Here is a 13,162-nt window from a genome sequence, read left to right as displayed (position 1 = left end):
GGGATTCAGTCGAAGTATATGGTCGTTCATACCGGGTTTGTACGGCCATACTCGTCTTGGCTGCTGTCAGATGACACACCCAGGCGCAGCGCTGTGACTACGTCAACGATCGATGATCTGACGGTCTTCTCGTAGAATTCGATATCAGGAATCGCCTCGGGTGCTGCGGTTATAGAAAAGCCAACTGTGTCCCCCAACCCAATTGCGTTGTGAGCAAGTCGAATGTTGAAACCTATCGACGGCAACGAACCGGCAAACAGTACCGGTGCGCCGGCAAGAGTTGTATCTGCTGGACCCGCGCGATAGCTGGCCAGCTTCGTGTGCACACCAACTCGTTCACAAGGGACCTCGAGCTTTCGCGCTTCAATCCGAGTGAAGATGCGAAGAGCCGGCGCAGGCACTTGGTCCACAAATGATCTGAATTTCTCCGCGGCGGTGCTAGTTGCGGCCTGCTTTCCGTCCTTCAGCTCTTGACTGATCGAGCTCGCTCGAAGCGTCAAATCTTCAGTAAGCAGGTGGAGATCGATCGCACAGGGGGAGATCCGATTGAGATCACGGCTGGTGGCACGTGGGGGAAGCGCGACCGGGACATTGCATCGGTATGCCGCAATGGGTAGTTCGAAGGCCTTTGCATAGCGCTCGATTGCGAGGGAGACCGCGGTTGCGAGAGTTTCCGTGACTGTGAAACCAGGTACTCGAAGATCGGCGAGGGCCAGTGGAAATGTTCGCGACATTGGTCTCCCGAGCGATGGACCCGCGAGAAATCCAGGGATCGGCAACTCTATTGTTTCGGCGGCCTTCGATGTCCTTGACCGGACGTAGTTGCCTGCTGTGAGCGAAGCAAGTCGCAGCAAGTTGTAAGAGCCCCGGACCGCTCCGAACATCGAGTGGCGGAGGCGCGGGCGGGAAGCCAAGTCATCGGGCGCGGGTTCACAAACAGTTTGAGTCGATGCCAGCAGTCCACGAACCAGGTCGACTGATCCAAGTCCGTCGGTGGCACAGTGCGAAAACTGGAAAACCAATGCGGTTGCAGGCCCGCGAGATCCTGGTACATCCACGATTTCGCGCAGCACGTGAACCTGCCACAAGCTCTTATACGGATCCAGCCGAGTCTCCATTAGTTGGGAAAAATCGCGCATGCACTCACTCAACGTTTTCCCGTGGACGAAGACTTCGTTAATATGCGAATCGATGCCATTGGAGTCGGCGACCCTGTAAGGGTAGTCTAATTTTGCGGGATCGTCTTCGAGATGTTCTCCAAGAATGGGAATTCTGTTTATTCGCTGTGCGAGATGCTCGCGAATTTGCCTCGCTGATGGCGCATTACCGCCGTCATCGCAATCGAAGACCTGCAGGCTATAGATGTCAGGATGTCGACTGTAGACGTAGTACGCATCTGTTGGGTTAATGCGACAGTATTTCGGGATATTGATTCACCTTCCAGTATCTGTCATCCAGTTAATGAGTGTCCAGCCCACGATAGCGGAGATCCGTTGGGATCTCATTTGGAGGACCCTAATCGGAGGCTAGCCACGGCGGACCCTTAGCGCGCAATCACGCAGGGGTATACGCGACGCCGGCATCGACGGGCGCATATATGTACTGACTACGCGCGGCACTATTGACGCATGTCGCTAAGGCCGCTTTCCGATTTGTGTGCAGGACGGTGTGTGCAGGAAACAGTGGAAGACTTGAATTGCCGCCGCGATTGCCCACAGGGTCGCTTTGTCGCTTCGGCGGTGCGATTGTCACGAGATACCGCCGGGACTGGTGGCAAGTGGCGAGCCTGTAGAGTTTTCGGGGATCGGAACGAGATCGCCTGTCTCGGACTCTGGGCCGTCGGCCGGGCCAGTTCGGCAGGCTGCGGTTCAGTTGCGCGTGGGGGCCGGTTGGTTTGCATCTAATGCATTGGGGGTAGCAAAACCGCGGAGTCCGCGCTGCGTCTGTGATCGTGGACATTGTAACAATCCGGACCGGGCCGCCCGATATGCGTGGTGTTGCTTTGCTGTGGCTTTGACGCATCAGAGATAATGGGTGGTTCTGGCTCGCTGCGGGCGAACGGGATCGGTACTTGCTGTGAATTGGACTTCGATTCAGGCGGGTGCGCAATGGTGTGGAAGAGAGGCTGTGGGCGTGAATTCGCTGAATAACGGAGAATTGGGGAGCGGCAAGCCGGAGGTCGGCAGCTCGCCGGAGGACGTTCAGCAATCAGGCGCATTCCCACTCTCTGCAGCGCAGCTCGGCATGTGGTTCGCTCAGCATCTCGATCCCTCTGTTCCGGTGAACATCGCGCAGTACGTAGAACTCCGTGGAGCGCTGGCGCTCGACGTGCTTCGTCAGGCGTGTGCCGACGCCGGCCGCGAAATCGGGTCGGCCTTCGTCCGGATCTTTGAGATCGACGCTCAGCCGTACCAGATCATCGACCCCACACTTGATGATTCGGTCGGCTACGTCGACCTTCGGAGTGAGGACGACTCACACGACGCGGCGATGCAGTGGATGCGAGCAGATCGCAGTCGGCCGATCGACATGCTCACGGACCGACTGATCTCTGCCACGATCCTGCGTCTCGGCGAGAACCGCTACTACTGGTACACGCGGGTCCACCACACAATTCTCGACGGCTTCGGTGCATCGACGTTCGTCACTCGTGTGGCGGAGTTGTACTCGGCGCGTGTGGAGGGTCGCGAACCGGAGCCGAGCGAGGCCTCCGATCTCTGGAACGTCTACGAGGTGGACAACAAGTACCGCCAGTCGAGTCGTTTCGAGACCGATCGCAAGTACTGGGCCGACAAGATCGAGAATCTCGACGAGATCTCGAGCCTCGCGGGTCGAAGTGCCGCGCCGGCTCCGGTCAGTCGGATCGACAGCGCCGCGCTGTCCAACCACGTCGAGGCGCTGCTCGGGCGGTTCCTCGAGCGCGTGGAGAAGACCACGGTTGCCGGAACGGTCGTCGCGGCTTTTGCGGCGTACCTCGCTCAGATGACCGGACGAGAGGACGTGTCGCTGAGTCTGCCCGTTTCCGGTCGAACGACAGCCGTGCTGCGCCGATCCGGTGGCATGGTCTCCAACGTCGTTCCGCTGCGACTGACCGTCACTGCGGCTACCACCGTCCAGGATCTTCTTGACGACGTCAGGAACGAAATGTCCGGCGCGTTGCGCCACCAGCGGTACCGACACGAGGACATGGTCCGCGGCGGTGACGGGCCGGGCCGGGCCGGATTCTTCGGTCCCTGGATCAACATCATGATGTTTTCCACCGAGTTGGCGTTCGGGCCCCTCGTCGGCGAGCTTCACATCCTGTCCACGGGTTTGATCGAAGACCTCGGTGTCAACCTCTACCAGAGCGTCGGCGATACCCGCACGCACATCGATTTCGAGTCGAATCCCAATCTGTACGCGCCCGCTGACGCCCAGCGAAATCACTCACGGTTCGTGGAGTTCCTCGAGAAGTTCGTCTCGGCCGAAACGAGCCGCAAAGTATGGGATCTCCCTGTCGCAACCGACGAGGAGCGGAACAAGGTCGCTTTGTGGAACCGCACCGGCTTCCAGGTTGCCTCGCAGACCATTACCGAAGCATTCGAGGGACAGGTTGCGCGGACTCCCAAAGCCACCGCTGTGGTTTTCGAAGGCGACAGCCTGACGTACGCCGAATTCGATGCCCGCGCAAACGGTTTGGCCCGTCAGCTCATCGGGATGGGTGTTGGGCCCGAATCGCTTGTGGGGTTGTCGATTCGCAGGTCTTTGGACCTGATGGTCGGTCTGTACGCGATTGCCAAGGCTGGCGGAGCCTGGGTGCCGGTGGATCCCGACCATCCCGCCGACCGCACCGCCTACATCCTCGAGTCGGCGCAGCCCACGTGTGTTGTGACCACTGCTCGAGACGACGTGGATCTGCCCGAGGGTACGCGGGTGATCGAAATCGACACTCTCGACTACGGACAGCTCGACAGCAGGCCGATCGTCAACGCAGATCGCTTGTCTCCCTTGCATTTCTCGAACACTGCGTACGTGATCTACACCTCGGGTTCGACCGGTCGACCCAAGGGTGTCGCAGTCACTCACGCAGCGATCAACAATCAGCTTCAGTGGATGAACGCCGAGTACGGGCTTTCTGCATCGGATATCTACCTGCAGAAGACCGCTACGACTTTCGACGTGTCGCTGTGGGGATTCTTCATGCCGTTGCAGGTCGGCGCCACGCTGGTAGTCGCGACTCCGGACGGCCATCGGGATCCGATCTACGTGGCAAACAAGATTGCCGAACTCGGCGTCACGATCACCGACTTCGTGCCATCCATGCTCACGCTGTTCACAGCGAATGCACCTGCCGGATCTTGTAATTCGTTGCGCCACGTGTTCGTCATCGGCGAGGCACTCCCGCCCGAGACGTCTTCGGCCTTTCGTGAACTCTGTGGGGCCGGACTGCACAACCTCTACGGTCCGACTGAAGCCGCAGTGTCGGTCACGTACTACGAAGCCGTGCCCTCGGACACTACCTCCGTGCCGATCGGCATGCCGCAGTGGAACACCCAGGCACACGTACTGGACGGGCAACTTCGCCCGACGCCCATCGGTCAGCCGGGCGAGCTCTACCTCGCCGGCGTCCAACTCGCGCGCGGGTACGTGGGTCGCCCTGATCTGAGCTCGGATCGGTTCGTAGCCAATCCGTACGGCACAGCCGGCGAGCGCATGTACCGCACCGGCGATCTCGTCCGACGCCGTGAGGACGGAAATCTCGACTACATCGGGCGCACCGACTTCCAGGTGAAGTTCCGTGGGCAGCGCATCGAACTCGGCGAGATCGAGACCGTCCTTCTGGCTCACCCTGACGTTTCCCAAGCTGTCGTCTTGGTGACCGTTACCCCGACCGGTGATCAACTGGTCGGTTACGTCGTGCCGGGCCCAGGCCGAAACATCGATGCTGCGGTCCTCAGTGAGTTTGCCGGTCGAAGCCTCCCGTCGTACATGGTTCCGGCCGCGCTGATGGTGCTCGATGCGTTGCCGCTCAACACGAGTGGCAAATTGGATCGTTCCGGGCTACCCGAGCCGGTGTTCGCTAGTGCGAAGCAGTACCGCGAGCCCCGCACCGAAATCGAACGCATCGTTGCGGACGTGTTTGCCGACGTGCTCGGAGTCGAGCGCGTCGGTATCGACGACGACTTCTTCGAACTAGGTGGAAACTCCCTGGTTGCAACACAATTGGTGACTCGTGTCGGCTCGGCACTGGGAGTGCAACTCGGCGTTCGAGAGCTTTTCGAGTCCACCACGGTCGCTACCTTGGCGGCCCGTGCCGAGTCAGTGGCGGGTAACGCCAGGCAGCTCACCCCGCTGATCGCAAAGCCTCGGCCTGACGTTGTCCCGCTTTCGCTTGCGCAGCAGCGCATGTGGTTCATCAACCGTCTCGATCCGACGACGCCCGCGTACAACCTTCCGTTCACGGTCCGGCTCACTGGTTCGGTGGACCCGTCCGCTCTGCATGCCGCGGTGATGGACCTTCTCGCGCGGCACGAGTCCTTGCGGACGATTTACCCTGATGTCGACGGAACTGCGCAACAGCTGGTTCTGCCGGTAGACCGTGCAGCGGTGGAGTTGAAGCCCGTCAAGATTCGAAATTCGCATCTCGAGGCTGCCCTGTTCGACGTGGCGTCCCGCGGCTTCGACGTTACGCTCGAAATCCCGGTACGGGTCGCCCTCTTCGAGGTGTCTCCGACGGACTACGTCCTGGTGATGGTTCTCCATCACATCGCTGCGGACGGACTGTCGTTCCGTCCGCTCGCACGTGATCTTCTCGTCGCATACTCGGCGCGAAGTGAGAAGTCGGCGCCGGCGTGGACGCCGCTGCCGATTCAGTATGCCGATTACGCCCTGTGGCAGCGCGAAGCACTGGGATCCGACGAAGACCCGCGCTCGGAGTCGTCTCGCCAGATCAACTTCTGGCGCCGGGCACTTGCCGATTTGCCGGATCAGTTGGATCTGCCGACCGACCGACCTCGTCCTGCCATCGCGTCCAATCATGGTGCCAAGCACCATTTTCAGATCAGCGAACGCACGACGCGCAAGTTGAACGAGTTGGCGCGCTCGAGGAGCGTCTCGCTGTTCATGGTGTTGCAGGCGGCATATGCAACGCTGCTGAGCCGGATCAGTGGTACCTCCGACATCGCGATCGGTGCCCCGATCGGTGGGCGAAACGATCAAGCACTCAACGACGTGATCGGTATGTTCGTGAACACCCTGGTGCTTCGCACCGAGGTCGATCCTGATGAATCGTTCGCCAATCTGATTCAGCGAGTTCGTGATTCGGGCTTGTCTGCGTACGCACATGCGGATGTTCCCTTCGAGCGCCTGGTAGAGGCTCTTAATCCGCCGCGGTCACGCGCTCGTCACCCTCTGTTCCAGGTTGCGTTGACCGCGGAGATCAGTGGACGGCGTGAGCTCGAGTTCTCCGGCGTGAAGGCCGTGGCCGCAGAACTCGAGGTGCCGATCGCGAAGTTCGACATCGAGTTGATGGTGTCCGAAGGGCAAGAGGGCGCAACGGACTTCGAAGGCCTGGACGCGACGCTTACGTACGCGACCGATCTCTTCGATGCTTCGACAATGGTGAAGTTCGCGGAGCGCTTTATCCGCGTACTGAATGCCGTCGTTGACGATCAAAACACCAAGGTCGGCGATATCGCCGTGTTCGGGAAAGACGAATCGGCAAGAGTGCTCGACTGGTCGGCGGGAACGCGCAGTGGCGCTCCACAGTTGTCGATCTTGTCGGCCTTCTACCGGGCAGCAGACGCTCAGCCGAACGCCGTCGCGGTGTCGGATGACGATCGAACACTGACCTACGAGGAATTGGACACACGGTCCGGTCTCCTCGCCTTGGAATTGACAGCGACCGGTGTGTGTCCCGGCGACGTAGTGGCGTTGACCGTTCCCAGGTCGTGGCAATGGGTAGTGGCGATGCTGGGTGTATGGAAGGTCGGAGCCGCGTACGCACCCATCGACCCGGCCTTCCCGCAGGAGCGCACCCAGTCGATTCTGGAAGACACCGATGCGGTGTGTGTCGTGACCGTCGACGTCATCGACCTCGACATCCCGGTACTCGTTGTGAAGTCTGACCTTCCACCGGAGGCCGGCGTTCAGCGGCATGACGACCCCTGGCTTATCGCGGGTGCGAAAGATCATCTCGGATATGTGATTTCGACGTCCGGCTCGACGGGACGTCCCAAACCGACGATGGTACCGATGCGAGGTATCGAGAACACTGTCGCGTGGTACCGGTCGGAGCTGCCCGAAGCCGGACCGATCCTCGTTGCGTCCTCACCGAGCTTCGACCTCACACAGAAGAACATATGGGCAGCGCTCGGTAGTGGAGTACCGCTTCATTTGAGTGGAGATGGTTTCGACCCGCACGCAATTCTGGAAATCGTCGAAACAGCTGGCATCCGTGTCGCGAATATGTCGCCGAGCGCCTTTGTCGCACTTTCCGACGCAGATGCAGATGGGGTGCTCACGCAACTGGATGTAGCCTTCCTCGGCGGCGAGCCGATCCAACTCTCCAGGCTTTCGCATCTGATGCGGGCGGGAGTGCGAATCGTCAACAGCTACGGGCCCACTGAGGCTTCGGATGTTGTATCTGCACTGTCTGCGACATCCGAGCACAGTGCCGGTGTGCCTATCGGTACGCCAATTCCGAACATCGACTTGTTTGTACTCGATTCTCGTCTGCATCCGGTGCCGGCAGGACTGATCGGCGAGCTGTACGTTGCAGGTGTTGGTGTCGGGCGCGGCTACGGTGGTCGGTTCGACGTGACAGCAGAACGGTTCGTCGCAAATCTGTTCGGCGACCCTGGCTCCAGGATGTACCGCACAGGCGATCTCGTTCGGTGGAATGATCTGGGGCAGTTGGAGTACGTCGGGCGCAGCGACTTCCAGGTGAAACTGCGTGGGCTGCGTATCGAATTGGGTGAGATCGAAGCCGCGCTCGTGTCGCTCGAGTCGGTCGTGCAAGCCGTCGTCTTGATGCACAACGACGAACGACTCGGCGATCAACTGGTCGCGTACGTCGTCGCAGACGGTGACACGTCCGTCAGTACCGAGGTGCTCACGTCTGCCGTCTCGGAGAAGCTTCCCGAGTACATGATTCCTTCCGCGTTCATGATCGTGCAGGAAATCCCGCTCACCTCCAACGGCAAGTTGGATCGCCGCGCACTTCCAGTTCCCACGTTCGAGGTCCGCGAGTTCCGTGCGCCCACCACACCGGTGGAAGAGATTGTCGCGCAGGTGATTGCGGACGTTCTCGGTGTTGAACGAGTCGGGCTCGACGACGACTTCTTCGCACTCGGTGGCAACTCCCTGGTGGCCACCCAGGTCACCTCGAGGTTGGGACGGGCGCTCGACACCACCGTGCCGGTGCGGACGCTTTTCGACGTTTCCACGGTCGAGGCGCTCGCTGCACATATCGAGTCGCACGCGGGTAGCGGCGGGCAGAAGGCCCTCGTCGCGCAGACGCGTCCAGTGGAAATTCCGCTGTCGTTGGCGCAGCAGCGCATGTGGTTCCTGAACCGTTTCGATACCGACTCCGCTGCTTACAACATCACTTTCGCACTGCACCTGACTGGCCATCTCGACACGGCCGCGATGGAAATGGCGCTCGAGGACGTGTTGGCTCGGCACGAAGTTCTCCGAACCGTTTACCCCGACGGGGCTTCCGGACCGAAGCAGTCGATTCTGTCGCTTTCAGAGGCTTTCGTCGGATTGACCGTCGAAGCGGTCTCGGATTCGGACGAGCTCGAGAGTCGAGTCGCTGCAATCGGATCCTCGGCGATCGACGTCACCGTCGACGTGCCGATCCGTGTCTGCCTGTTGACGGTCAGCGACACCGAGCACACCCTCGCGATCGTTGTTCATCACATTGCCGCTGACGGTTGGTCGATGGCGCCACTGGCTCGCGACGTCATGATTGCCTACTCGGCACGCAAGGACGGGATTGCGCCGGCGTGGCAGCCGTTGGCTGTGCAATACGCCGACTATTCGTTGTGGCAGCGCGAGGTTTTGGGGTTCGAAGACGACCCGAAATCACTGATCTCGCAGCAGATCTCCTACTGGACCGAGACTCTGGCTGACCTACCGGATGTGATCGAGCTTCCGTCGGACCGGCCTCGGCCCGACGTGGCCTCGATGCGCGGCGAACGATTCGCGTTCGAGATCTCCGGGGATGTGCATCGTCGACTGGACGCGCTGGCACGTGAGAACAACGCAACGCTCTTCATGGCACTGCACTCGGCGCTTGCCGTTCTGATGGCCCGACTGAGCGGGACGTCGGACATCGCCGTTGGCACTCCCGTTGCCGGTCGCGGCGACGAGGCGCTCGACGATCTCGTCGGCATGTTCGTCAACACGCTTGTGCTGCGCACCGAGGTCGACCAGGCCCGGGCATTCACGGATCTGCTCGCCGCGGCGAGTGATTCGGCGCTCGGAGCCTTCGCTCACTCGGATGTGCCCTTCGAGCGGTTGGTGGACGTCCTGGCTCCGGCCCGGTCGCAGGCCCGACATCCGCTGTTCCAGGTTGTCCTGTCCTTGCAGAATCTCGCGCAAACGGCATTGGAACTGCCGGGACTGGCGATCAAGGCCGCCGAAATCGACACAACCACTGCAAAGTTCGACCTCGAACTGGCAGTAACCGAGTCGATCGGCGAAGACGGGATCCAGCAAGGGCTCTCGGCCGAATTCACGTTTGCTGCAGATCTGTTCGACGTTTCGACGGTCGAGGGATTTGCTCGCCGTCTGGTTCGTATCCTCGAGACTGTTGTGTCGGTTCCTTCGATTGTCGTCGGTGACATCGATATTCTCGATGCGGCCGAGCGGGGTGCGCTGGTCGATGTTCGTGGAGGCCAGTCGGTCTCGGGAACTCTGGTCGAGATACTCACCGAAGCGGCCGCTTCGGATCCGTCGGCGGACGCGATCCGATTCGGCGGCGAGTCGATCAGCTACCGCGAGCTCGACGAGCGGTCGGCGCGACTCGCTCGTGTTCTGATTGCGAAGGGCGTCGGGCCGGAGGATCGGGTCGCAATCGCGATTCCGCGTTCGGCCGATTCGGTTCTCGCTCTGTGGGCCGTGGCGAAAACCGGTGCGGCATTCGTACCGGTCGACCCGACGTATCCGGTTGACCGTATCGCCCACATGATCACCGATTCCGGTGCGGTGCTGGGTCTTACGCTCAGTGCCGTCGAGGCGGGATTGCCGTCGGCATTGACGTGGATTGTTCTCGACGACGAGACGACAGTCGCGGCGTGTGTGGCCGAATCTTGCGCGCCGGTGAGCGACTCCGATCGACGCGGCGCGATCGACGAGCGGCAGCCTGCGTACGTCATCTACACCTCCGGTACCACGGGTCTGCCCAAGGGCGTTGTGGTCACCAACGCCGGTGTGGCGAACTTCTGTGCCGAGCAGGTCGAGCGTTATTCGCTAACCGCGGATGCTCGGACGCTGCATTTCGCCTCGCCGAGTTTCGACGCTTCGGTTCTCGAGTTGCTGATGGCATTCGGCGCGGCGTCGACGATGGTGATTGCGCCGACGACGGTGTACGGCGGCGCGGAATTGGCCGAGATCTTGCGGTCGGAGGGCGTGACGCATGCGTTTGTCACGCCTGCTGCTTTGGCATCGGTGGATCCGAGCGGACTTGACGCGTTGCGGGTGGTTGTCGTGGGTGGCGAAGCCAGTTCGCGGTCTCTCGTGGCCAAGTGGGCGGTGCCGCTTCCGGATGGCGGTGTGCGTGGGTTCTTCAACGCGTACGGTCCGACGGAGTCGACGGTCGCCTCGAACATCAGTGATGCGCTGACCGCGTTTGATCGCATGAACATCGGCGGCCCGATTCGGGGTATGGCCGCGCGGATACTGGACGGCCGCTTGCAGCCCGTTCCGGTTGGTGTCGCGGGTGAGTTGTACGTGTCGGGTGTTCAGGTCGCTCGTGGATACCTGGGACAGCCGGCATTGACGGCGGGTCGATTTGTCGCAGACCCTTTCGGAGCGCCGGGTGAGCGGTTGTACCGTACGGGTGACGTGGTCCGGTGGATCGACGGTGGCGCGGTGGAGTACGTGGGCCGCAGTGACTTCCAGGTCAAGATCCGTGGGTTCCGTATCGAACTCGGCGAGATCGAAGCCGCGCTGACCCGTTGCACGGGAGTTGCGCAAGCTGTTGCTCTTGTTCGCTCCGACGATCACTTCGGAGATCGTCTCGTTGCATACGTCGTGCCGCAGGCCGGCGCCGAGGTGGATCCCGCACAGGTCATCGAGTCGGTGTCGACGTTCCTGACCGGCTACATGGTCCCCGACTCGGTACTGGTACTCGATTCGATTCCGTTGACCACCGCGGGCAAGACGGACATCAAGGCTTTGCCCTCGCCCGTGTTCGAGTCCAAGGTGTACCGGGCGCCGATCACGACCGTCGAAGAGACTGTCGCGCAGGTGTTCTCCGAAGTTCTCGGAGTCGCACAGGTTGGCCGCGACGACGATTTCTTCGAACTCGGCGGCAACTCGTTGATCGCGACCCGTGTCGCCGCTCGGCTGGGAGAGGCGCTCGACACAAGCGTTCCGGTTCGTGCGCTCTTCGAAGCGTCGACCGTGCAGTCACTCGCCGTCCGGCTCGAGCTGCACGCCGGTTCGGGCGCCACCGCCCCACTGGTGCAGCAGCCCCGGCCAGCTCGGATCCCACTTTCGTTGGCGCAGCAGCGCATGTGGTTCCTGAACAGGTTCGAACCCGCGTCGGCAGTGAACAACGTCCCGGCAGCGATCAGGATTTCGGGCGCCCTCGATGTGGCAGCTCTTGACGCCGCCGTGATCGATGTCGTGGGCCGACACGAATCACTGCGAACTGTGTATCCCGACGTCGACGGCGTCGGATATCAGGACGTCCTCGACGTCCAAGACGTTGTCGTCGATCTCAGCCCCGTGTCGATCACGGAAGGTCGCCTGGCTGCGGGCGTCGCCGAGCTGGCGACGGTCGGCTTCGACGTGACGTCCGAAGTCCCGCTGCGCGCCAAGCTCTTCAAAGTCGGCGACAGCGAATACGTCCTGGTGTTTGTCGTGCATCACATCTCGACCGACGGTTTCTCGATGGGTCCGTTGACCCGTGACGTGATGGTTGCCTACGAAGCACGTACACGAGCGTCGGTGCCGGCTTGGACGCCGTTGCCGGTGCAGTATGCCGATTACTCGTTGTGGCAGCGTGAGGTTCTCGGGTCCGAGGAGGATCCGCGGTCCGTGATCGCGCAGCAGATTGCGTTCTGGTCGGATGCGTTGGCGGATCTTCCGGAGCAGTTGGATCTGCCTGCCGATCGTCCGCGTCCCGAGGTCGCTTCAGGGCGCGGAGCCGAGGTCGAGTTCGATATCGACGCCACCCTGCACGAAGCTGTCAATTCGATTGCGCACAGCAGTAACTCGACACCGTTCATGGTTGTTCACGCAGCGCTCGCCGTCGTACTTTCTCGTTTGTCCGCAACGACCGACATCGCGATCGGTACACCGATCGCGGGTCGCGGTGAGGCGCAGCTCGACAATCTGATCGGTATGTTCGTCAACACTTTGGTGTTGCGTACCGAGGTTGATCCGTCGATGTCGTTCAAGGATCTGTTGGCGTCGGCGCGTGAGGTGGATCTGGGGGCGTTTGCGCATGCGGATGTTCCGTTCGAGCGTGTGGTGGAGGTTCTCGATCCGGTTCGTTCGCAGGCTCGTCATCCGCTGTTCCAGGTGGCATTGACATTCCAGAACCACGAACAGACAACGCTCGAACTGGGCGACCTCGAAGTGTCGATCGAAAGTGCCGATCTTGCGTTGGCGAAATTCGACCTCCAGTTGACCCTGACCGAACGAACCGACGAGGCCGGCGCACCCGCCGGAATGTCCGCCTCTTTGACGTATGCGACGGATCTGTTCGACGAGTCGACCGTTGTGGAATTCGGTGATCGGCTGGTACGGACCTTCCGTGCGGTGACTGCTGATCCCACAGTAGCGGTGGGTGACGTTGACATCTTGGTCGATGGAGAACGAAACCTGCTGTCCCGCTTCAGTGCTGGTCAGATCGATCGTGGTGTGGATTCGACGTTGTCGGCGTGGTTCGATGATGCTGCTGCGCGGTTTGGTGATCGGACCGCGGTGCGGTTCGGTGACGAGTCGT

The 13,162-nt window shown here is 61.1% G+C and carries 2 protein-coding genes; one reads left to right on the top strand and one right to left on the bottom strand.

Going from position 1 to position 13,162, the window contains the following annotated elements:
- Nucleotides 1–26: 26 nt before the first annotated feature.
- The gene (locus ACWF6P_RS30775) at nt 27–1,355 is read right to left on the bottom strand and encodes a wax ester/triacylglycerol synthase domain-containing protein (RefSeq protein ID WP_452623581.1); all 1,329 of its coding nucleotides are present in this window, start codon (nt 1,353–1,355) and stop codon (nt 27–29) included.
- Nucleotides 1,356–2,133: 778 nt separating this feature from the next.
- On the opposite strand from ACWF6P_RS30775, the gene ACWF6P_RS30770 reads away from it, so the two are divergent.
- Nucleotides 2,134–13,162 (top strand): amino acid adenylation domain-containing protein (locus ACWF6P_RS30770; protein WP_452623565.1); only part of this gene is annotated, 11,029 nt, incomplete at its 3' end.

The sequence above is a fragment of the Rhodococcus sp. NPDC055024 genome (assembly GCF_053608585.1).
Note: the sequence above shows the minus strand (reverse complement) of the source record. Positions and strands in the feature narration are given on the sequence as shown.